The sequence below is a fragment of the Bacillus cereus group sp. MYBK245-2 genome (assembly GCF_051916145.1).
Taxonomy (GTDB): Bacteria; Bacillota; Bacilli; order Bacillales; family Bacillaceae_G; genus Bacillus_A; species Bacillus_A pacificus.
Window position 1 is genome coordinate 21,210 of record NZ_JBQAGB010000024.1, and the last position, 24,741, is coordinate 45,950.

Below are 24,741 nucleotides of genomic sequence, written 5' to 3' on the forward strand. Positions count from 1 at the left end.
TTGGAAAAGATAGTAAAATCAGCAGATTATGAAACAGAATGATGGTTTTCTTATAGAAGCCATTTTTCTTTTTTGAACAGGTAGAAAGACTCAACGTATTTATCTTTAAGAGAAAAAAGACTACGCTAAATAGCAGTAGTTGTATTTATTTGTGATTTTGCACAAATTTTTTTGTGCATTTATAATACTCATGATTTGAGGGGTGAAGCAGTTGACAGGTCAACTAGTTCAATACGGACGCCACCGCCAACGAAGAAGTTATGCCCGTATTAGTGAAGTATTAGAGTTACCAAATCTTATCGAAATTCAAACCTCTTCTTATCAGTGGTTTCTTGATGAGGGTTTGCGAGAAATGTTCCAAGACATTTCTCCGATTGAAGACTTTACGGGAAATCTATCGCTTGAATTTATCGACTACAGCTTAGGTGAACCTAAATACTCTGTAGACGAATGCAAAGAGCGTGATGTGACGTATGCAGCACCACTTCGTGTAAAAGTGCGTCTAATCAACAAGGAAACTGGTGAAGTAAAAGAACAAGATGTGTTCATGGGAGATTTCCCACTCATGACAGAGACTGGAACATTCGTAATTAACGGTGCAGAACGTGTTATCGTTTCCCAGTTAGTTCGCTCTCCAAGCGTATACTATAGTGGCAAAGTGGATAAAAACGGAAAACGTGGTTTTACTGCTACTGTAATTCCAAACCGCGGAGCTTGGTTAGAGTATGAGACAGATGCTAAGGATGTTGTATATGTGCGTATTGACCGTACGCGTAAACTTCCTGTAACTGTTTTGTTACGCGCATTAGGGTTTGGCTCTGATCAAGAAATCACCGAGCTTTTAGGTGATAACGAATACTTAAGCAACACATTAGAAAAAGACAACACAGATAGCACAGAAAAAGCATTGCTTGAAATTTATGAGCGCCTACGTCCTGGTGAACCACCAACAGTAGAAAATGCTAAGAGCTTACTTGTGTCTCGTTTCTTTGATCCAAAGCGCTACGATTTAGCAAATGTAGGTCGCTACAAGATCAACAAAAAGTTACACATTAAAAACAGATTGTTTAATCAACGTTTAGCTGAAACATTAGTGGATCCAGAAACTGGTGAAATTTTAGCGGCAGAAGGAACAATCTTAGATCGTCGTACACTTGATCGCATTTTACCTTACTTAGAGAAAAACATTGGATTCAAAACAGCGAAACCAATGGGTGGAGTGGTAGAAGGCGATGTTGAGCTGCAATCTATTAAGATTTATGCTCCTGAGTCAGAAGGCGAGCGCGTAATTAACGTAATTGGTAATGCAAATATTACTCGCGATGTAAAACACATCACACCAGGTGATATCCTTGCTTCTATCAGTTACTTCTTCAACCTACTATATAAAGTAGGGGATACAGATGATATCGACCACTTAGGAAACCGTCGTCTGCGTTCTGTTGGAGAACTATTACAAAATCAATTCCGTATCGGTCTTTCTCGTATGGAACGTGTTGTTCGTGAGAGAATGTCGATCCAAGATACAAATGCAATTACACCACAGGCATTAATTAATATTCGTCCTGTTATTGCATCTATTAAAGAGTTCTTCGGAAGTTCTCAGTTATCTCAGTTCATGGACCAAACAAATCCGTTAGCAGAGTTAACTCACAAACGAAGATTATCTGCATTAGGACCTGGTGGTTTAACGCGTGAGCGCGCAGGCTTTGAAGTACGTGACGTTCACTACTCTCACTATGGTCGTATGTGTCCGATTGAAACACCAGAGGGACCAAACATCGGTTTGATTAACTCATTATCTTCGTTCGCGAAAGTAAATGAGTTTGGTTTCATTGAAACACCATACCGTCGTGTTGACCCAGAAACTGGTCTTGTAACAGGGCATGTTGATTATTTAACAGCAGATGAAGAAGATAATTATGTTGTAGCCCAAGCGAATATGAAATTATCTGAAGAAGGAGAATTCCTTGATGAAGATATCGTAGCTCGTTTCCGTGGTGAAAACATTGTCACAAATAAAGAACGCATCGACTACATGGATGTATCACCAAAACAAGTAGTGTCGGCAGCGACAGCTTGTATTCCGTTCTTAGAAAACGATGACTCTAACCGCGCACTTATGGGAGCGAACATGCAACGTCAGGCGGTTCCGTTAATGAATCCGGAATCTCCGATTGTAGGTACAGGTATGGAGTACGTATCAGCAAAAGACTCAGGTGCTGCAGTAATCTGTAAACACCCTGGTATTGTTGAACGAGTAGAAGCACGTGAAGTTTGGGTACGTCGCTATGTAGAAGTTGACGGTCAAACAGTAAAAGGCGACTTAGATCGCTACAAAATGCAAAAATTCATTCGTTCTAACCAAGGAACTTGCTACAACCAACGTCCAATCGTAAGTGTTGGAAATGAAGTTGTAAAAGGTGAAATCCTTGCGGATGGTCCTTCTATGGAATTAGGTGAACTAGCACTTGGACGTAACGTGCTTGTTGGCTTCATGACTTGGGACGGTTATAACTACGAGGATGCGATCATTATGAGTGAGCGCCTTGTAAAAGATGATGTGTACACTTCTATTCATATTGAAGAATATGAGTCAGAAGCTCGTGATACGAAGCTTGGACCAGAAGAAATTACACGTGACATTCCAAACGTTGGGGAAGATGCATTACGCAACCTTGACGAGCGCGGTATCATTCGCGTTGGTGCGGAAGTAAAAGATGGAGATTTACTTGTTGGTAAAGTAACACCTAAAGGTGTAACAGAATTAACAGCTGAAGAACGTCTATTACATGCTATCTTTGGAGAAAAAGCGCGTGAAGTACGTGATACATCACTACGTGTACCACACGGTGGTGGCGGTATTATCTTAGACGTAAAAGTATTCAACCGTGAAGATGGCGACGAATTGCCACCAGGCGTGAATCAACTTGTGCGTGCATATATCGTTCAAAAACGTAAAATTTCTGAAGGTGACAAGATGGCCGGACGTCACGGTAACAAAGGTGTTATCTCTCGTATTTTACCAGAAGAAGATATGCCTTACTTACCAGACGGTACGCCAATCGATATCATGTTAAACCCATTAGGGGTACCATCTCGTATGAATATCGGTCAGGTATTAGAGCTTCATCTTGGTATGGCAGCAAGATACCTTGGCATTCACATTGCAACACCAGTATTCGATGGTGCTCGTGAGGAAGATGTTTGGGGCACAATTGAAGAAGCTGGTATGGCAAATGACGCGAAAACAATCCTGTATGACGGACGTACTGGTGAACCATTCGATAACCGTGTATCTGTTGGTGTCATGTATATGATCAAACTTGCGCACATGGTTGACGATAAACTTCATGCTCGTTCTACTGGACCATACTCACTTGTAACGCAGCAGCCTCTTGGAGGTAAAGCTCAGTTCGGTGGACAGCGTTTCGGTGAGATGGAGGTTTGGGCACTTGAAGCTTATGGTGCTGCTTATACTCTTCAAGAAATCTTAACAGTGAAGTCTGATGATGTTGTTGGACGTGTTAAGACGTATGAAGCAATTGTTAAAGGCGAAAATGTTCCAGAACCAGGCGTTCCTGAATCATTCAAAGTATTGATTAAAGAGCTGCAAAGTTTAGGTATGGACGTTAAAATGATGTCTAGCGACGATACAGAAATTGAAATGCGTGATACGGAAGATGACGATGATCATCAATCAGCAGACAAATTGAATGTCGAAGTTGAGACAACTAAGGAATAATTGGGATAACCTGTAGACTAAAAGGGAGGTAGGCCCCTTGATAGATGTAAATAACTTTGAATATATGAAGATTGGACTTGCTTCACCTGACAAGATTCGTTCTTGGTCATACGGTGAAGTTAAGAAACCAGAAACAATTAACTATCGTACGTTAAAGCCTGAAAAAGATGGCTTGTTCTGTGAGCGTATTTTCGGACCACAAAAGGACTGGGAATGTCATTGCGGAAAATACAAACGTGTACGTTATAAAGGTGTAGTTTGTGATCGATGTGGCGTTGAAGTAACGCGTGCGAAAGTGCGTCGTGAACGTATGGGTCATATCGAATTAGCTGCTCCTGTATCTCATATTTGGTATTTCAAAGGTATCCCGAGCCGCATGGGACTTGTCTTAGACATGTCCCCTCGCGCGCTTGAAGAAGTAATTTATTTCGCTTCTTATGTTGTAACAGAAAGTGGAGATACACCACTTGATAAGAAGCAATTACTTTCTGAAAAAGAATACCGTGCATATCGTGATCGATATGGTAGCACATTCCAAGCTGCTATGGGTGCAGAAGCGATTAAAAAGCTATTACAAGACATCGATTTAGATAAAGAAGTAGACTTCTTAAAAGAAGAATTAAAAACAGCACAAGGACAACGCCGTACTCGTGCTATTAAACGTCTAGAAGTATTAGAAGCATTCCGTAATTCTGGAAATGAGCCATCTTGGATGATCTTAGATGTTCTACCAGTAATCCCACCAGAACTACGCCCAATGGTACAGTTAGATGGTGGACGTTTTGCTACTTCTGACTTAAACGACTTATACCGTCGTGTAATTAACCGTAACAACCGTTTAAAACGTCTATTGGACTTAGGTGCACCAAGCATTATCGTTCAGAACGAAAAACGTATGTTACAAGAAGCTGTAGACGCATTAATCGATAATGGTCGTCGTGGCCGTCCAGTTACTGGACCAGGTAACCGTCCATTAAAATCACTATCTCACATGCTTAAAGGTAAACAAGGACGCTTCCGTCAAAACTTATTAGGTAAACGTGTTGACTACTCTGGTCGTTCTGTAATCGTTGTAGGACCGAACTTAAAGATGTACCAATGTGGATTACCAAAAGAGATGGCGCTTGAACTGTTCAAACCTTTCGTAATGAAAGAGTTAGTTGAAAAAGGATTAGCACACAACATTAAGAGTGCGAAACGTAAAATCGAGCGTGTACAACCTGAAGTTTGGGACGTTTTAGAATCTGTGATTAAAGAACATCCAGTACTTCTAAACCGCGCACCAACACTTCACCGTCTTGGTATTCAGGCGTTTGAACCTACATTAGTAGAAGGTCGCGCAATCCGTCTTCACCCACTTGTATGTACTGCATACAACGCGGACTTTGACGGTGACCAAATGGCCGTTCACGTACCTTTATCATCAGAAGCACAAGCAGAAGCTCGTCTTCTTATGTTAGCGGCACAAAACATCTTGAACCCGAAAGACGGTAAACCAGTTGTTACTCCATCTCAGGATATGGTATTAGGTAACTACTACTTAACACTTGAGCGTGAAGGTGCAATCGGTGAAGGTATGGTCTTCAAAGATGCGAACGAGGCATTACTTGCATACCAAAATGGATATGTACATCTTCATACACGTGTTGCAGTAGCTGCAAGCGCAGTAAACAACGCAACATTTACTGAAGAACAAAAGAGTATGCTTCTATTAACAACAGTTGGTAAATTAATATTTAACGAAATCTTACCAGAGTCGTTCCCTTATATTAATGAACCAACAAATTCAAACCTTGAAAAAGAAACACCAGCGAAATATTTCGTTGAAAAAGGTGCGAACATTAAAGAGATTATTGCTAGTCGCGAAGAAGTGGCGCCATTCAGCAAGAAAATCCTTGGTAACATCATTGCGGAAGTGTTTAAACGTTTCAAAATTACAGAAACGTCTCGCATGCTTGACCGTATGAAAAACTTAGGATTCAAGTACTCTACAAAAGCTGGTATTACAGTTGGGGTATCTGACATTCTTGTATTAGGTGAAAAAGATGAAATTCTCCACGAAGCACAAGCAAAAGTAGATAATGTAATTAAACAATTCCGTCGCGGTTTAATCACGGAAGAAGAACGTTACGATCGCGTTATCTCTATTTGGAGTAATGCAAAAGATGTTATCCAAGGAAAACTGATGAAATCCTTGAATAAACGCAACCCAATCTTCATGATGAGTGATTCCGGTGCCCGTGGTAACGCATCGAACTTTACTCAGCTTGCTGGTATGCGTGGTCTGATGGCCAATCCATCTGGTCGTATCATCGAACTTCCAATCAAATCAAGTTTCCGTGAAGGTTTAACAGTACTTGAGTACTTCATCTCTACGCATGGTGCGCGTAAAGGTCTTGCCGATACAGCACTGAAAACTGCCGATTCTGGTTACTTAACACGTCGTCTTGTTGACGTTGCACAAGATGTAATCGTTCGTGAAGATGATTGTGGAACAGATCGCGGTTTATTAATTGGTGCGATTAAAGAGGGTAATGAAGTTATCGAGTCATTATATGATCGTCTTGTTGGACGTTTTGCAAGAAAAACTGTAAAACATCCTGAAACAGGTGAAGTATTAGTTGCTGAAAATCAATTAATTACTGAAGATATCGCTCATATCGTTGAAAATTCGGGTGTTGAAACTGTAAACATTCGTTCAGCGTTCACGTGTAACACTCGCCACGGTGTATGTAAGAAGTGTTACGGCCGTAACTTAGCAACTGGAACAGACGTAGAGGTAGGGGAAGCGGTAGGTATTATCGCAGCTCAATCTATCGGTGAGCCAGGTACACAGTTAACGATGCGTACGTTCCATACAGGTGGGGTTGCCGGAGATGATATCACTCAAGGTTTACCTCGTATCCAAGAGATCTTCGAAGCTCGTAATCCGAAAGGTCAGGCAGTTATCAGTGAAATCGACGGTGTTATCGCAGCGATCAACGATGTTAAAGATCGCCAAGAAGTAGTTGTACAGGGTGAAGTTGAAACTCGTACGTATGCTATTCCTTACGGTGCTCGTCTGAAAGTAATTCCAGGACAGCAAATTAGCCACGGTAAAGAGTTAACAGAAGGTTCTATTGATCCGAAAGAATTACTAAAAGTAACGGACATTACGGCAGTTCAAGAATACTTATTACGTGAAGTTCAAAAAGTATACCGTATGCAAGGGGTAGAAATTGGTGACAAACACGTAGAAGTAATGGTACGCCAAATGTTACGTAAAGTTCGTGTAAGTGATGCAGGTGAAACAGATGTATTACCAGGAACATTACTAGATATCCATCAGTTTACTGATGCCAATGCGAAGGTGTTACTACAAGGTAAACAACCAGCAACAGCTAGACCTGTTCTACTTGGTATTACAAAAGCTTCACTTGAAACAGATTCATTCTTATCTGCAGCATCGTTCCAAGAAACAACTCGTGTCTTAACTGATGCAGCAATTAAGGGTAAACGTGATGAGCTTCTAGGATTGAAAGAAAATGTTATTATCGGTAAACTTGTTCCTGCTGGAACAGGTATGAATCGTTATCGCAAAGTGGATCTTGTTAAAACAACACAAGATGACATGAATGTAGAAAACGATGAAGTTTATGTGGAACAGTAAAATTTTCCGTCGTAAATTTTGTATAAAAACAGTTAATCCTAGTTGACATTGTATGAGTCAAAATGTTACTATAAGCAAGGTTGCTCCTGAACGATGCTTTGGAGGATATTTATATGTCTTATCAAAAAGTGTCAAATGCTGAAAATGTGGTCGTTGGTCATAAACGCACATTGGAAGCAATCAAAAATGGTATAGTTAAAGAAGTTGTCATTGCAGAAGATGCTGATATGCGGTTAACCCATGTTATCATTCGTACTGCATTGCAACATAACATACCCATAACAAAAGTTGAATCAGTTCGTAAACTTGGAAAAGTTGCGGGGATTCAAGTGGGAGCTTCAGCAATAGGAATAATAAGTTAAAACTGTTTTTGTGAGGAGAGAGCATTTGCTCTCCCTTGCAAAAACTTTGTTTTCAACTAATAATGAACCACCTGGATATGTGGTCATACAAACATGCGAAGGGAGGATAATCAAATGCCTACTATTAACCAATTAGTGAGAAATGGTCGTACTGATAAAGTATGGAAATCTAAATCACCTGCGTTAAACAAAGGTTTTAACTCTTTAAAGAAAAAATCAACTGATATCTCTGCACCTCAAAAACGTGGTGTATGTACTCGTGTTGGTACAATGACTCCAAAGAAACCAAACTCAGCGTTACGTAAATATGCTCGTGTTCGTTTAACAAATGGTATTGAGGTAACAGCATACATCCCAGGTATCGGTCACAACTTACAAGAGCACAGCGTAGTATTAATTCGCGGTGGTCGTGTAAAAGACTTACCAGGGGTACGTTACCACATCGTTCGTGGTGCGCTTGATACAGCTGGTGTTGACAAGCGTATGCAAGGCCGTTCTAAATACGGTACTAAAAAGCCAAAAGCGGCTAAGAAATAATAACTTTTTAATGAAAGGAGGAACTCAATATGCCTCGTAAAGGACCTGTTGCAAAACGTGACGTGTTACCAGATCCAATGTACAATTCAAAGCTAGTAACACGCCTTATCAACAAAATGATGGTTGACGGTAAAAAAGGTAAATCTCAAACAATTCTTTATAATGCGTTCGATATCGTAAGCGAACGTACTGGTAAAGAGCCAATGGAAGTATTCGAGCAAGCTCTTAAGAACATTATGCCTGTTCTTGAAGTACGCGCTCGTCGTGTTGGTGGTGCTAACTACCAAGTTCCAGTTGAGGTTCGTCCAGAACGCCGTACAACTTTAGGTCTTCGTTGGTTAGTAAACTACGCTCGTCTTCGTGGTGAAAAAACTATGGAAGAGCGTCTTGCTAACGAAATCTTAGATGCAGCTAACAACGCTGGTGCATCTGTTAAGAAACGTGAAGACACTCATAAAATGGCAGAAGCTAACAAAGCATTTGCTCATTACCGTTGGTAGGATACAACGTAAAATAAATGTAAGCATAGACCGCTTTATTTGTCGCTTATGGAAGTGTGGAGAGGGAGAATGCCTCTCCCTTTCAATGGCGCTCGTTTTACATAATGAGAGTACTGGACATACTGACATATGTAACAATATAAAGTGGCTTTTTTGCTACTTAAAATAAAAAATCCAATCCATATATGGAAGGAGCAAGACACCAAATGGGAAGAGAGTTCTCTTTAGAAAACACTCGTAATATTGGTATCATGGCTCACATCGATGCTGGTAAAACAACAGCTACTGAGCGTATTCTGTACTACACAGGACGTATTCATAAAATCGGTGAAACTCACGAAGGTGCATCTCAGATGGACTGGATGGAGCAAGAGCAAGAGCGTGGTATCACAATTACTTCTGCTGCAACTACAGCACAATGGAAAGGTCACCGTGTAAACATCATTGACACTCCAGGTCACGTAGACTTCACAGTAGAAGTAGAACGTTCTTTACGCGTACTTGATGGCGCGGTAGCAGTACTTGATGCACAATCTGGTGTTGAACCACAAACAGAAACTGTTTGGCGTCAGGCTACTACTTATGGCGTACCTCGTATCGTATTCGTTAACAAAATGGATAAGATTGGTGCGGACTTCTTATACTCTGTAGGAACAATCCACGATCGTTTACAAGCAAACGCACATCCAATTCAGTTACCAATCGGTGCTGAAGATGAGTTCAATGGTATCATTGACCTTGTTGAAGAATGTGCTTACATGTACGGTAACGATTTAGGAACAGACATTCAACGTGTTGAGATTCCTGAAGAGCACAAAGAACTAGCTGAAGAATACCGTGGAAAACTTATCGAAGCGGTAGCTGAGCTAGATGAAGAAATGATGATGAAGTACCTAGAAGGTGAAGAAATCACTGTAGAAGAGCTTAAAGCTGGTATCCGTAAGGCTACAACTTCTGTAGAATTCTTCCCAGTAATCTGTGGTTCTGCATTCAAAAACAAAGGTGTTCAAATTCTGTTAGACGCAGTTATCGACTACCTACCATCTCCATTAGACGTACCTGCTATTAAAGGTATCGTTCCTGATACAGATGAAGAAGTAGAACGTAAGTCTAGCGATGAAGAGCCTTTCTCAGCATTAGCATTCAAAATCATGACTGACCCTTATGTTGGTAAGTTAACGTTCTTCCGTGTGTACTCTGGTGTGTTAAACTCTGGATCATACGTGAAAAACTCAACTAAAGGTAAGCGTGAGCGTGTAGGTCGTATCCTACAAATGCACGCTAACAGCCGTGAAGAGATCTCAACAGTTTACGCTGGTGACATCGCTGCTGCTGTAGGTTTAAAAGATACTACTACTGGTGATACTCTTTGTGACGAGAAGAGCCTTGTTATCCTTGAGTCTATGGAATTCCCAGAGCCAGTTATCTCTGTAGCTATCGAACCAAAATCTAAAGCTGACCAAGATAAAATGGGTACAGCATTAGCTAAGCTTTCTGAAGAAGATCCAACATTCCGTGCTCACACTGACCAAGAAACTGGCCAAACAATCATCGCTGGTATGGGTGAACTTCACCTTGATATCATCGTTGACCGTATGCGCCGTGAGTTCAAAGTTGAAGCAAACGTTGGTGCTCCTCAGGTAGCATACCGTGAGACTTTCCGCTCTGCTGCGAAAGTTGAAGGTAAGTTCGCTCGTCAATCTGGTGGACGTGGACAATTCGGACACGTTTGGATTGAGTTTGAACCTAACGAAGAAGGTAAAGGATTCGAATTCGAAAACAAGATCGTCGGTGGTGTTGTTCCACGTGAATACATCCCAGCTGTAGGCGCAGGTCTTGAAGATGCACTTAAAAATGGTGTACTTGCTGGATATCCAGTAGTAGACATTAAAGCTGCATTAGTTGACGGATCTTACCATGATGTCGATTCATCTGAGATGGCGTTCAAAATCGCTGCATCTATGGCACTTAAAGCTGCGGTTTCTAAATGTAACCCAGTAATCCTTGAGCCAATGATGAAAGTTGAAGTTGTAATTCCTGAAGAGTACATGGGTGACATTATGGGTGACGTAACATCTCGTCGTGGACGTGTAGAAGGTATGGAAGCTCGCGGTAACGCTCAAGTTGTTCGCGCTATGGTTCCACTTTCTGAAATGTTCGGTTATGCAACGTCATTACGTTCTAACACTCAAGGACGCGGAACATTCTCTATGGTGTTTGACCACTATGAAGAAGTACCAAAGTCTGTTTCTGAAGAAATTATCAAAAAAAATAAAGGTGAATAATTGATTTTTATCGATTGTTCAAGTATAACTACTTATGTAAGCTTAGAAAGTGGGACGCAAGTTTCGCTTTCTAGACTAAATATAAAATAACCTATATAAACTAAGGAGGAATTTAGAATGGCTAAAGCTAAATTCGAACGTTCTAAACCCCATGTTAACATCGGTACAATCGGCCACGTTGACCATGGTAAAACTACATTAACTGCTGCGATCACTACAGTTCTTGCAAAAGCTGGTGGTGCTGAAGCACGCGGATACGATCAAATCGATGCTGCTCCAGAAGAAAGAGAGCGCGGTATCACAATCTCAACTGCACACGTTGAGTACGAAACTGAAACTCGTCACTATGCACACGTTGACTGCCCAGGTCACGCTGACTATGTTAAAAACATGATCACTGGTGCTGCTCAAATGGACGGCGGTATCTTAGTAGTATCTGCTGCTGATGGCCCAATGCCTCAAACTCGTGAGCACATCCTTCTTTCTCGTCAAGTAGGTGTACCTTACATCGTTGTATTCTTAAACAAATGCGACATGGTAGACGACGAAGAATTATTAGAATTAGTAGAAATGGAAGTTCGCGACCTATTATCTGAATACGGATTCCCAGGCGACGACATTCCTGTAATCAAAGGTTCTGCTCTTAAAGCTCTTCAAGGAGAAGCTGATTGGGAAGCAAAAATCATTGAATTAATGGCTGAAGTTGATGCTTACATCCCAACTCCAGAACGTGAAACTGACAAACCATTCTTAATGCCTGTAGAGGATGTATTCTCTATCACAGGTCGTGGTACAGTTGCTACTGGTCGTGTTGAGCGCGGTATCGTTAAAGTTGGTGACGTTGTAGAAATCATCGGTCTTGCTGAAGAAAATGCTTCTACAACTGTAACTGGTGTAGAAATGTTCCGTAAACTTCTTGACCAAGCTCAAGCTGGTGACAACATCGGTGCTTTACTTCGTGGGGTTGCTCGTGAAGACATCCAACGTGGACAAGTACTTGCAAAAAGCGGTTCTGTAAAAGCTCACGCTAAATTCAAAGCTGAAGTTTTCGTATTATCTAAAGAAGAAGGTGGACGTCACACTCCATTCTTCGCTAACTACCGTCCACAGTTCTACTTCCGTACAACTGACGTAACTGGTATCATCCAATTACCAGAAGGTACTGAAATGGTAATGCCTGGTGACAACGTAGAAATGACTATCGAACTTATCGCTCCAATCGCTATCGAAGAGGGAACTAAATTCTCTATTCGTGAAGGTGGACGTACAGTAGGTTACGGCGTAGTTGCTACTATCGTTGAGTAATCTTAACTGATATAAAAAACCCCGAGGGATTTTCCCTTGGGGTTTTTGTTTGCATTTATATAATGAACAAAATGATTGTTTCATATTTTGACGAGTTTCTTCTATAGTAATGTAAAATCATCAAAACCAAAATCCAGAAACTGTAAAATGAATTCTGCTAGATGAAAACTTGAAATTCTTTAAAGTGCCATGTATAATAGCAAAAGTAGAGAAAAGCAGATGCAAACAAAAAGATGCTTGCATCTAGACGAATAACATTGTATAATAGACAATGTTGGTCTTTGACTGCGATGAAGTGGAAGGTTGCTGACACACCCGGCCGCTTTGCCATGGCATGGTGTGAGGAAATTTCCATGGAGAAGGTCTATTTTAGAAATAGGCGAACGAAGGAGGGAAAATAATGGCAAAAGAAAAAATTCGTATCCGTTTAAAAGCTTACGATCACCGTATTCTTGATCAGTCAGCTGAGAAAATTGTAGAAACAGCTAAGCGTTCTGGGGCAACAGTTTCTGGTCCGATCCCATTACCAACTGAAAAAACTGTTTACACAATTCTTCGTGCTGTTCATAAGTACAAAGATTCTCGTGAGCAATTCGAAATGCGCACGCACAAACGTCTAATCGACATCGTGAGTCCTACTCCACAAACAGTAGATTCATTAATGCGTTTAGACTTACCATCTGGTGTAGATATCGAAATCAAACTATAATTTATATAACTTAAAAATGTAGGAGGTGTAACTCATGACCAAAGGAATCTTAGGAAGAAAGATCGGTATGACTCAAGTATTTGCTGAGAACGGTGAGTTAATCCCAGTAACAGTTATCGCTGCTAATCCAAACGTTGTTCTTCAAAAGAAAACAACTGAAACTGATGGCTACAACGCAATTCAGTTAGGATTTGAAGATAAGCGTGAAAAGTTAACTAACAAACCTGAACAAGGCCACACTGCTAAAGCATCTACAACTCCTAAGCGCTTCATTCGCGAAATCCGCGATGCAGACGTGGACGGATTAGAGGTTGGTCAAGAGGTAAAAGTTGACGTATTCGCTACAGGTGAAATCGTTGATGTAACAGGAATTTCTAAAGGTAAAGGTTTCCAAGGTGTTATCAAACGCCACGGACAATCTCGCGGACCTATGTCTCATGGTTCTCGCTATCACCGTCGTCCAGGTTCAATGGGCCCAGTTGCTCCGAACCGTGTATTCAAAGGCAAAAAACTTGCTGGACGTATGGGTGGAGACCAAGTTACTATCCAAAACTTAGAAATCGTTCAAGTTGACACTGAGCGCAACTTATTACTAGTAAAAGGTAACGTTCCAGGTGCTAAGAAATCTCTTGTAGTTGTTCAAGGCGCTGTGAAGGTTAGCAAATAATTCACAATAGGAAGGAGGAATTCCAATGCCAAAAGTTACTGTATATAACCAAACTGGTTCACAGGTTGGTGAAATCGAATTAGCTGAAGCTATTTTCGGTATCGAACCAAATGAAGCTGTACTTTTCGAAGCTGTAATGATGCAACGTGCATCTTTACGTCAAGGTACACACAAAGTAAAAACTCGCTCTGAAGTTCGCGGTGGTGGTCGTAAACCATGGCGTCAAAAAGGAACTGGACGTGCTCGTCAAGGGTCTATCCGCTCTCCTCAATGGCGTGGTGGTGGTACGGTATTCGGACCTACACCAAGAAGCTATGCGTACAAACTTCCTAAGAAAGTTCGTCGTTTAGCAATCAAATCTGCATTAGCTACTAAAGTAGTTGAGAACAACATTGTAGTTCTTGAAGACCTAGTGTTAAATGCACCAAAAACAAAAGATATGCTAGCAGTACTTAAAGGATTAACTGTTGAGAAGAAAGCTCTTATCGTAACTGCTGATGCAAACGAATCTGTAGAGTTATCTGCTCGCAATATCCCTGGAGTAACAGTAATCACTGCTGATGGCGTAAACGTTTTAGACGTGCTTCATCATGATAAGCTAATCATGACAAAAGCGGCAGTGGAAAAAGTAGAGGAGGTGCTTGCATAATGAGAGATCCTCGTGATATCATTAAGCGCCCAGTTATCACTGAACGTTCTATGGAAATGATGGCTGAAAAAAAATACACGTTCGATGTGGACGTTAAATCTAATAAAACAGAAGTTAAAGATGCTCTAGAAGCGATCTTTGGTGTTAAAGTAGAAAAAGTGAACATCATGAACTACAAGCCGAAAGCAAAACGCGTTGGTCGTCACGCTGGTTTTACTAGCCGTCGTCGTAAAGCAATCGTTAAGCTAACTGCTGACAGCAAAGAAATCGAAATCTTCCAAGGCGTTTAATTCTTACTAAAGAAGGAGGGAAATTGAGATGGGAATTAAAAAGTATAATCCAACTACTAACGGTCGTCGTAACATGACTACGAATGATTTCGCTGAAATCACGACTGACAGACCCGAAAAGTCTTTACTTGCTCCTTTAAGCAAAAAGGCTGGTCGTAATAACCAAGGTAAAATCACTGTACGTCATCAAGGTGGCGGACATAAGCGTCAATACCGTATCATCGACTTCAAACGTAACAAAGATGGAATTCCAGGACGCGTTGCTACGATCGAATACGATCCAAACCGCTCTGCGAATATCGCATTAATTAACTACGTTGACGGTGAAAAACGTTACATTCTTGCTCCTAAGAACTTAGAAGTAGGTATGGAAATTATGTCTGGCGCTGAAGCTGACATTAAAATCGGTAACGCATTACCATTAATCAACATTCCAGTAGGTACTGTTGTTCATAACATCGAGCTTAAACCAGGTCGTGGTGGACAATTAGTTCGTTCTGCTGGTACATCTGCACAAGTACTTGGTAAAGAAGGTAAATACGTTCTTGTACGTTTAACTTCTGGTGAAGTGCGTCTTGTATTATCTGCTTGCCGTGCAACTGTAGGTCAAGTTGGTAACGAGTCACACGAACTTATCAAGATCGGTAAAGCTGGTCGCTCTCGCTGGTTAGGTAAGCGCCCAACTGTTCGTGGTTCTGTAATGAACCCAGTTGATCACCCACACGGTGGTGGTGAAGGACGTTCACCAATCGGACGTAAGTCTCCAATGTCTCCATGGGGTAAACCAACTCTTGGATTCAAAACTCGTAAGAAAAACAAAGCGTCTGACAAATTCATCGTTCGTCGTCGTAAAAAATAATGGGATTGTAGTACGGTTCACTTTGAGAACCGTACGGCAATCACGAAGGGAGGCACCAAAATGGCTCGTAGCTTGAAAAAAGGACCATTTGTCGATGATCATTTAATGAGTAAAATTGCAAAGCTAAATGAAACTGAGCAAAAGCAAGTTGTTAAAACTTGGTCTCGTCGTTCAACGATCTTCCCTCAGTTCATCGGTCACACAATCGCTGTATATGACGGTCGTAAACATGTACCTGTATATGTTACTGAAGACATGGTAGGCCACAAGTTAGGTGAATTCGCACCAACTCGTACGTATAAAGGTCATGATGCTGACGATAAGAAAACTAGAAGATAATGAGAGGAGGCACTTCAATGCAAGCTAAAGCAGTAGCGAGAACAGTTCGTATTGCTCCTCGTAAAGTTCGTTTAGTTGTAGACTTAATCCGAGGTAAGCAAGTGGGTGAAGCGATTGCTATCCTTAACCACACACCAAAAACTGCTTCTCCAGTTGTAGAAAAAGTTTTAAAATCTGCAATCGCAAATGCAGAGCACAATTATGAAATGGACATTAACAGCTTAGTTGTTGAGAAAGTTTTCGTTGACGAAGGTCCAACGTTAAAACGTTTCCGTCCACGTGCAATGGGTCGTGCAAGCCAAATTAACAAACGCACAAGCCACATCACAGTTGTGGTATCAGAAAAGAAGGAGGGATAATCGATGGGTCAAAAGGTTAATCCAATTGGTCTTCGTGTCGGCGTTATCCGTGACTGGGAATCTCGTTGGTTCGCTGAGAAAGATTACGCTACATTATTACATGAAGACATCAAAATCCGTGAGTACATTAATGTACGCTTAAAAGATTCTGCTGTTGCTAAAGTAGAAATCGAACGTGCAGCAAATCGTGTAAATGTTACAATTCACACTGCAAAACCTGGTATGGTAATTGGTAAAGGTGGTACTGAAGTTGAAGCACTTCGTAAAGCTCTTAACCAATTAACAGGCAAGCGTGTACACATCAACATTTTAGAAGTTAAGAGAGCTGATCTTAACGCTAAATTAGTAGGCGAAAACATCGCTCGTCAATTAGAAAACCGTGTATCATTCCGTCGTGCACAAAAGCAAGTTATTCAACGTGCTATGCGTGCAGGTGCTAAAGGTATTAAAACACAGGTTTCTGGTCGTCTTGGCGGAGCTGATATCGCTCGTGCAGAATCTTACAGTGAAGGAACTGTTCCACTTCATACACTTCGCGCTGATATTGACTATGCAGCAGTTGAAGCTGATACAACATACGGTAAATTAGGCGTAAAAGTATGGATCTACCGTGGAGAAGTCCTTCCTACAAAAAAGAAAGCTTCTGAGGAAGGAGGAAAATAATATGTTAATGCCAAAACGCGTAAAATATCGTAGAGAGCATCGTGGTAAAATGCGTGGTCGTGCTAAAGGTGGAACTGAAGTAGCTTTCGGTGAATTCGGTTTACAAGCACAAGCTGCTTCATGGATTACAAACCGTCAAATCGAAGCTGCTCGTCGTGCAATGACTCGTTACATGAAACGTGGCGGTAAAGTATGGATTAAAATTTTCCCTTCTAAACCTTACACTGCAAAACCTCTAGAAGTACGTATGGGTTCCGGTAAAGGGGCACCAGAAGGCTGGGTAGCAGTAGTAAAACCTGGGAAAATTATGTTCGAAATCGCGGGTGTATCTGAAGAGGTAGCACGCGAAGCATTACGTCTTGCAGCTCACAAGTTACCTGTGAAATGTAAATTCGTAAAACGTGAAGAAAATGGTGGTGAATCTAATGAAAACTAATGATATTCGTGAATTAACCACTGCCGAAATCGAAACAAAAGTTAAAGCTTTAAAGGAAGAGTTGTTTAATCTTCGCTTCCAACTTGCTACAGGACAATTAGAGAATCCAACTCGCATTCGTGAAGTGCGTAAGGCAATTGCTCGTATGAAAACTGTAGTTCGTGAAAGAGAGATCGGAATTAATCGATAAATTGAGGGGAGGTTTGCATAGTGAGCGAACGTAACCAACGCAAAGTTTATACTGGTCGTGTAGTGTCTGACAAAATGGACAAAACGATTACAGTTTTAGTTGAAACTTACAAAACTCATTCCTTGTACGGAAAACGTGTTAAGTATTCTAAGAAGTACAAAGCCCATGATGAGCAAAACCAAGCGAAACTTGGCGATATCGTAAAAATCATGGAAACTCGCCCGCTTTCTGCTACTAAGCGTTTCCGTTTAGTTGAAATCGTTGAAGAAGCGGTTATTATCTAAATAGACGAATCGGAATTTTTAGTCCGAAGGGAGGTTTCATAACATGATCCAACAAGAATCTCGTTTGAAAGTTGCTGACAACTCTGGTGCACGTGAACTTTTAACAATTAAAGTATTAGGCGGCTCTGGTCGTAAATATGCTAACATTGGTGACATTATCGTTGCTACGGTAAAACAAGCAACACCAGGTGGCGTTGTTAAAAAAGGTGACGTTGTTAAAGCAGTAGTAGTACGTACGAAGAGCGGTGCTCGTCGTCCGGATGGTTCTTACATCAAATTTGATGAAAACGCAGCGGTTATCATTAAAGACGATAAGAGCCCACGTGGTACTCGTATCTTCGGACCAGTAGCTCGTGAATTACGTGATAGCAACTTCATGAAGATCGTTTCTTTAGCTCCAGAAGTTCTATAATTTAAGGTATTGCCTTGCTAAGGAGGTGCAGAATTAAGATGCATGTAAAAAAAGGTGATAAAGTACAGGTAATCACTGGTAAAGACAAAGGAAAACAAGGCGTTATCCTTGTGGCTTTCCCAAAGCAAAACCGTGTTATCGTTGAGGGTGTTAACATCGTTAAGAAGCACTCTAAGCCATCTCAATTAAATCCACAAGGTGGAATTATTACTAAAGAGGCACCTATTCACGTTTCTAACGTTATGATTTTAGATCCGAAAACAGGTGAACCTACTCGCGTAGGCTTCAAGGTAGAAGATGGTAAAAAAGTTCGTATTGCAAAAAAATCTGGTGAATTATTAGATAAATAATTTTCTTAAGAAAGGAGGTCACTTCATTGAATCGCCTTAAAGAGAAGTTCCAAAAGGAAATTACTCCTGCTCTAATGAGCAAGTTTAACTATAAATCTGTAATGCAGGTACCAAAAATCGAAAAGATCGTAATCAACACTGGTGTTGGTGACGCGGTATCTAACTCAAAAGCGTTAGACAACGCAGTAGAAGAATTAACACAAATCGCAGGTCAAAAACCTGTTGTAACTCGTGCTAAAAAATCAATCGCTGGTTTCCGTCTTCGTGAAGGTATGCCAATCGGTGCGAAAGTAACTTTACGCGGCGAGCAAATGTATGAGTTCTTCGATAAATTAGTATCAGTTTCTTTACCACGTGTACGTGATTTCCGTGGTGTTTCTAAGAAATCATTCGATGGTCGTGGAAACTATACATTAGGTGTTAAAGAGCAACTTATTTTCCCTGAGATTGATTATGATAAAGTAAGCAAAGTCCGCGGTATGGACATCGTAATCGTTACTACAGCGAACACTGATGAAGAAGCTCGTGAACTTTTAACACAATTCGGTATGCCATTCCAAAAATAATGGAAGCCAACGCTAAGTAGAGGAGGCGAAAACGTGGCTAAAAAATCTATGATTGCGAAACAAAAGCGTACTCCTAAGTTTAAAGTACAAGAGTATACACGTTGCGAACGCTGCGGTCGTCCGCATTCTGTATACCGCAAATTTAAACTTTGCCGTATTTGTTTCCGTGAACTTGCATATAAAGGTCAAATTCCTGGTGTTAAAAAAGCTAGTTGGTAAAACCCACAAATGGGAAGGAGGTAAAACACATGGTGATGACAGATCCAATTGCAGACATGCTTACTCGCATCCGTAATGCGAACATGGTACGTCATGAGAAATTAGAGGTTCCTGCTTCTAAAATCAAAAAAGAGATCGCTGAACTTTTAAAACGTGAAGGTTTCATTCGTGATGTAGAATACATCGAGGATAACAAACAAGGTATCCTTCGTATTTTCCTGAAATATGGTGCAAACAACGAACGTGTAATCACTGGATTAAAACGTATCAGTAAACCTGGCTTACGCGTTTACGCTAAAGCTGACGAAGTACCACGTGTACTTAACGGATTAGGTATCGCTCTTGTTTCTACATCTAAGGGAGTAATGACAGACAAAGACGCTCGTCAATTACAAACTGGTGGAGAAGTAGTAGCATACGTTTGGTAATATATATTTAAAACGAACGGAGGTGTGACCACATGTCTCGTATTGGTAAAAAGATTCTTGAAATCCCTGCAGGTGTTACTATTACAGTTGCAGAAGACAATACTGTAACAGTAAAAGGCCCTAAAGGTGAATTAACTCGTACTTTCAATGCTGATATGCTTATCAAAATTGAAGAGAATACATTAACAGTTGAGCGTCCATCTGAACAGAAGGAACACCGTGCATTACACGGTACAACTCGTGCTTTAATCGGAAACATGGTTGAAGGTGTAACTGAAGGTTTCGCACGCGGACTTGAATTAGTCGGTGTTGGTTACCGTGCTCAAAAACAAGGTGATAAACTTGTATTAAGCGTAGGTTATTCTCATCCAGTAGAAATGACTCCGGAAGCAGGTCTTGAAGTTGAAGTACCTGCACCAACTAAGATCGTAATCAAAGGTATCGACAAGCAACGTGTTGGCGAATTCGCTGCTAACATCCGCGCTGTACGTGCTCCTGAGCCTTACAAAGGTAAAGGTATTCGTTACGAAGGCGAAGTTGTTCGTCGTAAAGAAGGTAAAACTGCTAAGTAAACCCGTTAGGTGAGAGAAAGGAGTGACAAGAATGATCACTAAAGCTGATAAAAATGCGACTCGTAAGAAAAGACATGCGCGTGTACGTGCTAAACTTACTGGTACTGCAGAACGTCCACGTTTAAACGTGTTCCGTTCTAACCAACATATTTACGCTCAAGTTATTGATGATGTAAATGGTGTAACGTTAGTAAGTGCATCTACTCTTGATAAAGACCTTGCTCTTAACGGTACTAGCAATATTGAAGCTGCTACGAAAGTTGGAGAATCAGTTGCTAAGCGTGCTGTAGAGAAAGGCGTTAAAGAAGTAGTATTTGATCGCGGTGGTTACTTATACCATGGCCGTGTTAAAGCTCTAGCTGAAGCTGCTCGTGAGGCTGGATTACAATTTTAATGGTCAAAGGAGGGAAAATTGATGCATCGCATTGACCCAAGTAAATTAGAACTTGAAGAACGTGTAGTTACGATAAATCGTGTCGCGAAAGTTGTTAAGGGTGGTCGTCGTTTCCGCTTTGCTGCACTAGTTGTAGTTGGCGATAAAAACGGTCATGTTGGATTCGGTACTGGTAAAGCACAAGAGGTACCAGACGCAATCCGCAAAGCTATCGAAGACGCTAAGAAAAACTTAATCGCTGTACCATTAGTTGGTACAACAATTCCACACACAATCAACGGTCATTTTGGAGCTGGTGAAGTATTCTTAAAGCCTGCTGCTGAGGGTACTGGTGTTATTGCTGGTGGACCTGTTCGTGCGGTCCTTGAATTAGCAGGTGTACAAGATATTCTTTCGAAATCTCTTGGTTCTAACACACCAATCAACATGATTCGCGCTACTGTGAACGGATTAAGCGAACTTAAGCGCGCTGAAGATGTTGCAAAATTACGCGGTAAATCTGTAGAAGAGCTACTAGGTTAAGGAGGGAAAACAAATGGCGAAAAAGTTAGAAATTACCCTCACTCGTAGTGTAATTGGTCGTCCACAAGATCAACGTGCGACGGTAGAAGCTTTAGGTCTTAAAAAGTTGAATTCAACTGTAGTTAAGGAAGAAACTCCTGCTATTCTTGGTATGATCAACAAAGTTTCTCACCTTGTAACTGTAAAAGAAGCTTAAGGATAACTCATTAATATAAGGAGGTGCCTGGGAATGAAACTTCATGAATTAAAACCTGCAGAAGGTTCTCGTAAAGTACGTAACCGTGTCGGTCGTGGTATCGGTTCTGGTAACGGTAAAACTGCTGGTAAAGGTCATAAAGGACAAAACGCACGTTCTGGCGGCGGTGTTCGTCTTGGCTTCGAAGGTGGTCAAACTCCATTATTCCGTCGTTTACCAAAACGCGGCTTCACAAACATTAACCGTAAAGAGTTTGCTATTGTAAACTTATCAACGTTAAATCGTTTTGAAGATGGTACAGAAGTAACACCTGAATTATTGCTGGAAACTGGCGTTATCAGCAAATTAAACGACGGTGTTAAAATTCTTGCAAGCGGCGCAGTAGAGAAAAAACTAACTGTTAAAGCGCACAAGTTCTCTTCAAGTGCTAAAGAAGCAATTGAAGCAGCTGGCGGATCAGTTGAGGTGATCTAATGTTTCGTACAATCTCCAACTTTATGCGCGTTGCTGAGATAAGACGTAAAATATTATTCACTTTAGCGATGTTAATCGTATTCAGGATTGGCACGTTTATCCCCGTGCCATTTACAAATGGAGACGTACTGAAGGCACAAGATCAATTAAATGCTTTAGGTATTCTAAATACATTTGGCGGTGGAGCCTTGAAAAACTTCTCCATCTTTGCGATGGGAATCATGCCGTATATTACAGCATCCATCATCGTGCAATTATTGCAGATGGATGTTGTTCCTAAATTTTCGGAATGGGCGAAGCAAGGTGAAATGGGCCGTCGTAAACTAACGCAATTCACGCGTTATTTTACAATTGTTCTTGCGTTTATTCAGGGGTTTGGTATGTCAATCGGTTTTAACGGTATGGTAGGTGGACAATTAATTTTGAATCCTGGTTGGAGCACTTATTTATACATTGCTACGGTACTGACTGCTGGTACTGCATTTTTAATGTGGTTAGGTGAACAGATTACAGCTAAAGGTGTAGGTAATGGTATTTCCATTCTTATCTTTGGTGGTATTGCCGCAGCGATCCCAAGTGTTATATCTCAAGTGTATCAGCAACAGTTTCAAAATATCGGAGATCAATTGTTCATGAGTATCGTTAAAGTTGCGTTGATTTTACTAGCTGTGCTAGCAGTTATTGTGGGTGTTATTTTCATTCAACAGGCTGTTAGGAAGATCCCAATTCAATATGCGAAGCGTGTAACAGGAGGAAATGGTGGTTATGCTGGAGCACAAAACACACATTTACCGCTTAAGGTAAATAGTGCTGGTGTTATTCCAGTAATTTTTGCTGTTTCATTCTTAATTACTCCTCCGACTATTGCACAGTTCTTCCCGAAACATGATGTATCGCAGTGGATTATTGCAAACTTTAACTATTCTCACCCAGTGGGAATGATCATATATGTTGCGCTCATTGTAGCCTTCACATATTTCTATGCGTTTGTTCAGGTTAATCCAGAGCAAATGTCAGAGAATCTAAACAAACAAGGTGGATATGTTCCAGGTATTCGTCCGGGTAAGAATACAGAACAATATCTAACAAAAATCTTGTATCGTTTGACCTTTGTAGGATCAATTTTCCTAGCAGCGATTGCAATCTTACCAGTTATCTTTACGAAGCTGGGAAATCTTCCTCCATCTGCACAGATCGGTGGAACGAGTATGTTAATCGTTGTCGGCGTTGCTTTAGAAACAATGAAGCAACTAGAAAGCCAACTGGTAAAACGCCATTACAAAGGGTTTATCAAGCAGTGAGTAAGTGGGAAGTATTGTCTTCCCTACATGCTCATGTACTCTGAGGGGGAACAAGGATGAACTTAATTTTAATGGGGCTTCCTGGTGCTGGTAAAGGTACACAAGCCGAACAGATTGTTGCCAAGTATAACATCCCTCACATCTCAACAGGAGATATGTTCCGTGCAGCTATGAAGGCTGAAACTGAAATGGGTTTACAAGCAAAATCCTTTATTGATAAAGGGGCACTTGTTCCAGATGAAGTTACAATCGGAATCGTTCGTGAACGTTTAAGTCAAGAAGACTGCGTAAGAGGCTTCTTATTAGACGGTTTCCCACGAACTGTTGCACAAGCATCAGCTCTTGAAGAGATTATGAAAGATCTTGGCAAAAAAATCGACTATGTTTTAAACATTAATGTGGATTCAGGATTGTTATTAAAACGCCTTACAGGCCGTCGCATTTGTAAAGAGTGCGGTGCGACTTACCACTTAGAATTCAATCCGCCTGCAAAAGCTGACGTGTGCGATAAATGTGGTGGCGAGTTATATCAACGCTCTGATGACAATGAAGAAACTGTAGCAAATCGCTTAGATGTAAATATTAAGCAAACTAAACCTTTGCTTGATTTCTACGAGGAGCTTGGTTACTTACAAAGCATTAATGGTGAGCAAGATATCAATAAAGTATTTGCTGATATCGATGTTCTCATCGGAGGCTTAGCGTAATGATAATCTGCAAAACTCCTCGCGAGATAGAAATCATGCGAGAAGCGGGCAGGATCGTTGCTTTGACTCATCAAGAGTTAAAACAGCACATTACTCCAGGAATTACAACGAAAGAGCTCGATCAAATAGCGGAAAAGACGATTCAAAAATATGGTGCTACGCCATCTTTTAAAGGATACAACGGATTTCCGGGGAGCATATGTGCTTCTGTAAATGAAGAGCTTGTACACGGAATTCCAGGGAAGCGCAAGCTCAAAGAGGGCGATATCATCAGTATCGATATTGGTGCGAAATACAATGGGTACCATGGAGATTCTGCATGGACGTATCCAGTTGGAAACATTTCTGAATCTGTTCAAAAGCTACTTGATGTCACAGAAAAATCGTTGTATCTTGGTCTAGAACAAGTAAAACCAGGCGAGAGATTATCAAATATCTCACATGCGGTTCAAACCCATGCTGAAGAGAATGGATTCTCGATCGTTAGGGAGTATGTTGGTCACGGAATCGGGCAAGACTTACATGAGGACCCTCAAATCCCGCACTATGGTCCACCAAATAGAGGCCCTAGATTAAAGCCGGGAATGGTCATCTGTGTTGAGCCGATGGTGAATCAAGGAAGACGATATGTAAAAACACTATCTGATGACTGGACAGTGGTAACGGTAGATGGTAAATGGTGTGCCCATTTTGAGCACACGATTGCTCTTACAGAAGCAGGATACGAAATCCTTACCACTTTATAAGTAGCTGGCTCTCCGGGATTTCAGAG

31 protein-coding genes are annotated in these 24,741 nt (G+C 41.0%); all 31 read left to right on the forward strand.

Translation table 11 applies throughout. The features are described 5' to 3' along the window. The first annotated feature begins 211 nt into the window (after positions 1 to 211). The 31 genes from rpoB (at position 212) to map (ending at position 24,715) form a co-directional block, all read left to right on the forward strand. The gene (gene rpoB / locus ACTFRN_RS26110; protein WP_000147554.1) at positions 212 to 3,745 is read left to right on the forward strand and encodes a DNA-directed RNA polymerase subunit beta; all 3,534 of its coding nucleotides are present in this window, start codon (positions 212 to 214) and stop codon (positions 3,743 to 3,745) included. 37 nt (positions 3,746 to 3,782) lie between these two features. Beyond that, the gene (rpoC, locus tag ACTFRN_RS26115; RefSeq protein WP_000567938.1) at positions 3,783 to 7,394 is read left to right on the forward strand and encodes a DNA-directed RNA polymerase subunit beta'; all 3,612 of its coding nucleotides are present in this window, start codon (positions 3,783 to 3,785) and stop codon (positions 7,392 to 7,394) included. Positions 7,395 to 7,507: 113 nt separating this feature from the next. Continuing rightward, positions 7,508 to 7,756 (forward strand): 50S ribosomal protein L7ae-like protein, encoded by a 249-nt coding sequence (locus ACTFRN_RS26120; RefSeq protein WP_000121830.1) that lies wholly within the window; start codon positions 7,508 to 7,510, stop codon positions 7,754 to 7,756. Between the two features lie 114 nt (positions 7,757 to 7,870). Next, positions 7,871 to 8,293 (forward strand): 30S ribosomal protein S12, encoded by a 423-nt coding sequence (gene rpsL / locus ACTFRN_RS26125; RefSeq protein WP_001142340.1) that lies wholly within the window; start codon positions 7,871 to 7,873, stop codon positions 8,291 to 8,293. Between the two features lie 29 nt (positions 8,294 to 8,322). Next, entirely contained in the window at positions 8,323 to 8,793 is a 471-nt protein-coding gene (rpsG, locus tag ACTFRN_RS26130) for a 30S ribosomal protein S7 (protein ID WP_001137493.1), read from the forward strand. Positions 8,794 to 8,999: 206 nt separating this feature from the next. Beyond that, positions 9,000 to 11,078: an elongation factor G gene (fusA, locus tag ACTFRN_RS26135; protein ID WP_000532231.1), complete on the forward strand. Its 2,079-nt coding sequence runs from the start codon at positions 9,000 to 9,002 to the stop codon at positions 11,076 to 11,078. 117 nt (positions 11,079 to 11,195) lie between these two features. Next, the gene (gene tuf, locus ACTFRN_RS26140; protein ID WP_001029615.1) at positions 11,196 to 12,383 is read left to right on the forward strand and encodes an elongation factor Tu; all 1,188 of its coding nucleotides are present in this window, start codon (positions 11,196 to 11,198) and stop codon (positions 12,381 to 12,383) included. Positions 12,384 to 12,783: 400 nt separating this feature from the next. Continuing rightward, positions 12,784 to 13,092 (forward strand): 30S ribosomal protein S10, encoded by a 309-nt coding sequence (rpsJ, locus tag ACTFRN_RS26145; protein ID WP_001040596.1) that lies wholly within the window; start codon positions 12,784 to 12,786, stop codon positions 13,090 to 13,092. Positions 13,093 to 13,126: 34 nt separating this feature from the next. Next, positions 13,127 to 13,759, forward strand: coding sequence for a 50S ribosomal protein L3 (rplC, locus tag ACTFRN_RS26150; protein WP_000160207.1), 633 nt, complete (start codon positions 13,127 to 13,129; stop codon positions 13,757 to 13,759). A 25-nt stretch (positions 13,760 to 13,784) separates the two neighbouring features. After that, complete coding sequence (gene rplD / locus ACTFRN_RS26155) at positions 13,785 to 14,408, forward strand: 50S ribosomal protein L4 (RefSeq protein ID WP_001127258.1); 624 nt, start codon at positions 13,785 to 13,787, stop codon at positions 14,406 to 14,408. Continuing rightward, a complete protein-coding gene (gene rplW / locus ACTFRN_RS26160; protein ID WP_001205558.1) occupies positions 14,408 to 14,698 on the forward strand; it encodes a 50S ribosomal protein L23 in 291 nt (96 codons plus the stop codon). Before rplD ends, rplW begins: the two co-directional genes overlap by 1 nt. A 28-nt stretch (positions 14,699 to 14,726) precedes the next feature. After that, positions 14,727 to 15,557 carry a 50S ribosomal protein L2 gene (gene rplB, locus ACTFRN_RS26165; RefSeq protein ID WP_000511580.1) on the forward strand — a complete coding sequence of 277 codons (831 nt, stop codon included), beginning with the start codon at positions 14,727 to 14,729 and terminating at the stop codon, positions 15,555 to 15,557. Positions 15,558 to 15,617: 60 nt separating this feature from the next. Next, positions 15,618 to 15,896, forward strand: coding sequence for a 30S ribosomal protein S19 (gene rpsS / locus ACTFRN_RS26170; RefSeq protein WP_000124453.1), 279 nt, complete (start codon positions 15,618 to 15,620; stop codon positions 15,894 to 15,896). A 17-nt stretch (positions 15,897 to 15,913) separates the two neighbouring features. Continuing rightward, complete coding sequence (gene rplV, locus ACTFRN_RS26175; protein ID WP_001148025.1) at positions 15,914 to 16,255, forward strand: 50S ribosomal protein L22; 342 nt, start codon at positions 15,914 to 15,916, stop codon at positions 16,253 to 16,255. 3 nt (positions 16,256 to 16,258) lie between these two features. Next, on the forward strand, positions 16,259 to 16,918 hold the full coding sequence (gene rpsC, locus ACTFRN_RS26180) for a 30S ribosomal protein S3 (RefSeq protein WP_000529956.1): 660 nt from the start codon (positions 16,259 to 16,261) through the stop codon (positions 16,916 to 16,918). Between the two features lies 1 nt (position 16,919). Next, entirely contained in the window at positions 16,920 to 17,354 is a 435-nt protein-coding gene (gene rplP, locus ACTFRN_RS26185; RefSeq protein ID WP_000928971.1) for a 50S ribosomal protein L16, read from the forward strand. After that, positions 17,344 to 17,544 carry a 50S ribosomal protein L29 gene (rpmC, locus tag ACTFRN_RS26190; RefSeq protein ID WP_000855718.1) on the forward strand — a complete coding sequence of 67 codons (201 nt, stop codon included), beginning with the start codon at positions 17,344 to 17,346 and terminating at the stop codon, positions 17,542 to 17,544. The genes rplP and rpmC overlap by 11 nt, the downstream gene beginning before the upstream one ends. Before the next feature lie 20 nt (positions 17,545 to 17,564). Beyond that, the gene (gene rpsQ / locus ACTFRN_RS26195) at positions 17,565 to 17,828 is read left to right on the forward strand and encodes a 30S ribosomal protein S17 (protein WP_000004106.1); all 264 of its coding nucleotides are present in this window, start codon (positions 17,565 to 17,567) and stop codon (positions 17,826 to 17,828) included. Between the two features lie 43 nt (positions 17,829 to 17,871). After that, positions 17,872 to 18,240, forward strand: coding sequence for a 50S ribosomal protein L14 (gene rplN, locus ACTFRN_RS26200; RefSeq protein ID WP_000615912.1), 369 nt, complete (start codon positions 17,872 to 17,874; stop codon positions 18,238 to 18,240). 38 nt (positions 18,241 to 18,278) lie between these two features. After that, positions 18,279 to 18,590, forward strand: coding sequence for a 50S ribosomal protein L24 (gene rplX, locus ACTFRN_RS26205; protein ID WP_000558200.1), 312 nt, complete (start codon positions 18,279 to 18,281; stop codon positions 18,588 to 18,590). Positions 18,591 to 18,616: 26 nt separating this feature from the next. Beyond that, complete coding sequence (gene rplE, locus ACTFRN_RS26210; RefSeq protein WP_001080827.1) at positions 18,617 to 19,156, forward strand: 50S ribosomal protein L5; 540 nt, start codon at positions 18,617 to 18,619, stop codon at positions 19,154 to 19,156. Positions 19,157 to 19,189: 33 nt separating this feature from the next. Then, positions 19,190 to 19,375: a 30S ribosomal protein S14 gene (gene rpsN, locus ACTFRN_RS26215; protein ID WP_001085700.1), complete on the forward strand. Its 186-nt coding sequence runs from the start codon at positions 19,190 to 19,192 to the stop codon at positions 19,373 to 19,375. Positions 19,376 to 19,404: 29 nt separating this feature from the next. Then, positions 19,405 to 19,803 carry a 30S ribosomal protein S8 gene (gene rpsH / locus ACTFRN_RS26220; protein WP_000245511.1) on the forward strand — a complete coding sequence of 133 codons (399 nt, stop codon included), beginning with the start codon at positions 19,405 to 19,407 and terminating at the stop codon, positions 19,801 to 19,803. A gap of 32 nt (positions 19,804 to 19,835) precedes the next feature. Then, positions 19,836 to 20,375 carry a 50S ribosomal protein L6 gene (rplF, locus tag ACTFRN_RS26225; RefSeq protein ID WP_000086558.1) on the forward strand — a complete coding sequence of 180 codons (540 nt, stop codon included), beginning with the start codon at positions 19,836 to 19,838 and terminating at the stop codon, positions 20,373 to 20,375. A 31-nt stretch (positions 20,376 to 20,406) separates the two neighbouring features. After that, positions 20,407 to 20,769, forward strand: a complete 363-nt coding sequence (rplR, locus tag ACTFRN_RS26230; RefSeq protein ID WP_000628816.1) for a 50S ribosomal protein L18 — start codon at positions 20,407 to 20,409, stop codon at positions 20,767 to 20,769. Positions 20,770 to 20,790: 21 nt separating this feature from the next. Beyond that, positions 20,791 to 21,291 carry a 30S ribosomal protein S5 gene (gene rpsE, locus ACTFRN_RS26235; RefSeq protein WP_000554646.1) on the forward strand — a complete coding sequence of 167 codons (501 nt, stop codon included), beginning with the start codon at positions 20,791 to 20,793 and terminating at the stop codon, positions 21,289 to 21,291. 13 nt (positions 21,292 to 21,304) lie between these two features. Next, complete coding sequence (gene rpmD, locus ACTFRN_RS26240; protein ID WP_001085234.1) at positions 21,305 to 21,487, forward strand: 50S ribosomal protein L30; 183 nt, start codon at positions 21,305 to 21,307, stop codon at positions 21,485 to 21,487. A 33-nt stretch (positions 21,488 to 21,520) separates the two neighbouring features. Beyond that, the gene (gene rplO / locus ACTFRN_RS26245) at positions 21,521 to 21,961 is read left to right on the forward strand and encodes a 50S ribosomal protein L15 (RefSeq protein WP_000766080.1); all 441 of its coding nucleotides are present in this window, start codon (positions 21,521 to 21,523) and stop codon (positions 21,959 to 21,961) included. Further along, positions 21,961 to 23,262 (forward strand): preprotein translocase subunit SecY, encoded by a 1,302-nt coding sequence (secY, locus tag ACTFRN_RS26250; protein ID WP_000490114.1) that lies wholly within the window; start codon positions 21,961 to 21,963, stop codon positions 23,260 to 23,262. The genes rplO and secY overlap by 1 nt, the downstream gene beginning before the upstream one ends. Before the next feature lie 56 nt (positions 23,263 to 23,318). Next, the gene (locus ACTFRN_RS26255) at positions 23,319 to 23,969 is read left to right on the forward strand and encodes an adenylate kinase (protein WP_001048996.1); all 651 of its coding nucleotides are present in this window, start codon (positions 23,319 to 23,321) and stop codon (positions 23,967 to 23,969) included. Beyond that, positions 23,969 to 24,715, forward strand: coding sequence for a type I methionyl aminopeptidase (gene map / locus ACTFRN_RS26260; protein WP_000582539.1), 747 nt, complete (start codon positions 23,969 to 23,971; stop codon positions 24,713 to 24,715). The genes ACTFRN_RS26255 and map overlap by 1 nt, the downstream gene beginning before the upstream one ends. Positions 24,716 to 24,741: the final 26 nt, after the last annotated feature.

Excerpts from the sequence above, each read along its gene's own strand:
- ACTFRN_RS26120 (WP_000121830.1), top strand. The coding sequence starts at position 7,508 with ATGTCTTATCAAAAAGTGTCAAATGCTGAAAATGTGGTCGTTGGTCAT.
- rpsL (WP_001142340.1), top strand. The coding sequence starts at position 7,871 with ATGCCTACTATTAACCAATTAGTGAGAAATGGTCGTACTGATAAAGTA.
- rpsG (WP_001137493.1), top strand. The coding sequence starts at position 8,323 with ATGCCTCGTAAAGGACCTGTTGCAAAACGTGACGTGTTACCAGATCCA.
- fusA (WP_000532231.1), top strand. The coding sequence starts at position 9,000 with ATGGGAAGAGAGTTCTCTTTAGAAAACACTCGTAATATTGGTATCATG.
- tuf (WP_001029615.1), top strand. The coding sequence starts at position 11,196 with ATGGCTAAAGCTAAATTCGAACGTTCTAAACCCCATGTTAACATCGGT.
- rpsJ (WP_001040596.1), top strand. The coding sequence starts at position 12,784 with ATGGCAAAAGAAAAAATTCGTATCCGTTTAAAAGCTTACGATCACCGT.
- rplC (WP_000160207.1), top strand. The coding sequence starts at position 13,127 with ATGACCAAAGGAATCTTAGGAAGAAAGATCGGTATGACTCAAGTATTT.
- rplD (WP_001127258.1), top strand. The coding sequence starts at position 13,785 with ATGCCAAAAGTTACTGTATATAACCAAACTGGTTCACAGGTTGGTGAA.
- rplW (WP_001205558.1), top strand. The coding sequence starts at position 14,408 with ATGAGAGATCCTCGTGATATCATTAAGCGCCCAGTTATCACTGAACGT.
- rplB (WP_000511580.1), top strand. The coding sequence starts at position 14,727 with ATGGGAATTAAAAAGTATAATCCAACTACTAACGGTCGTCGTAACATG.
- rpsS (WP_000124453.1), top strand. The coding sequence starts at position 15,618 with ATGGCTCGTAGCTTGAAAAAAGGACCATTTGTCGATGATCATTTAATG.
- rplV (WP_001148025.1), top strand. The coding sequence starts at position 15,914 with ATGCAAGCTAAAGCAGTAGCGAGAACAGTTCGTATTGCTCCTCGTAAA.
- rpsC (WP_000529956.1), top strand. The coding sequence starts at position 16,259 with ATGGGTCAAAAGGTTAATCCAATTGGTCTTCGTGTCGGCGTTATCCGT.
- rplP (WP_000928971.1), top strand. The coding sequence starts at position 16,920 with ATGTTAATGCCAAAACGCGTAAAATATCGTAGAGAGCATCGTGGTAAA.
- rpmC (WP_000855718.1), top strand. The coding sequence starts at position 17,344 with ATGAAAACTAATGATATTCGTGAATTAACCACTGCCGAAATCGAAACA.
- rplN (WP_000615912.1), top strand. The coding sequence starts at position 17,872 with ATGATCCAACAAGAATCTCGTTTGAAAGTTGCTGACAACTCTGGTGCA.
- rplX (WP_000558200.1), top strand. The coding sequence starts at position 18,279 with ATGCATGTAAAAAAAGGTGATAAAGTACAGGTAATCACTGGTAAAGAC.
- rpsH (WP_000245511.1), top strand. The coding sequence starts at position 19,405 with ATGGTGATGACAGATCCAATTGCAGACATGCTTACTCGCATCCGTAAT.
- rplF (WP_000086558.1), top strand. The coding sequence starts at position 19,836 with ATGTCTCGTATTGGTAAAAAGATTCTTGAAATCCCTGCAGGTGTTACT.
- rplR (WP_000628816.1), top strand. The coding sequence starts at position 20,407 with ATGATCACTAAAGCTGATAAAAATGCGACTCGTAAGAAAAGACATGCG.
- rpsE (WP_000554646.1), top strand. The coding sequence starts at position 20,791 with ATGCATCGCATTGACCCAAGTAAATTAGAACTTGAAGAACGTGTAGTT.
- rpmD (WP_001085234.1), top strand. The coding sequence starts at position 21,305 with ATGGCGAAAAAGTTAGAAATTACCCTCACTCGTAGTGTAATTGGTCGT.
- rplO (WP_000766080.1), top strand. The coding sequence starts at position 21,521 with ATGAAACTTCATGAATTAAAACCTGCAGAAGGTTCTCGTAAAGTACGT.
- secY (WP_000490114.1), top strand. The coding sequence starts at position 21,961 with ATGTTTCGTACAATCTCCAACTTTATGCGCGTTGCTGAGATAAGACGT.
- ACTFRN_RS26255 (WP_001048996.1), top strand. The coding sequence starts at position 23,319 with ATGAACTTAATTTTAATGGGGCTTCCTGGTGCTGGTAAAGGTACACAA.
- map (WP_000582539.1), top strand. The coding sequence starts at position 23,969 with ATGATAATCTGCAAAACTCCTCGCGAGATAGAAATCATGCGAGAAGCG.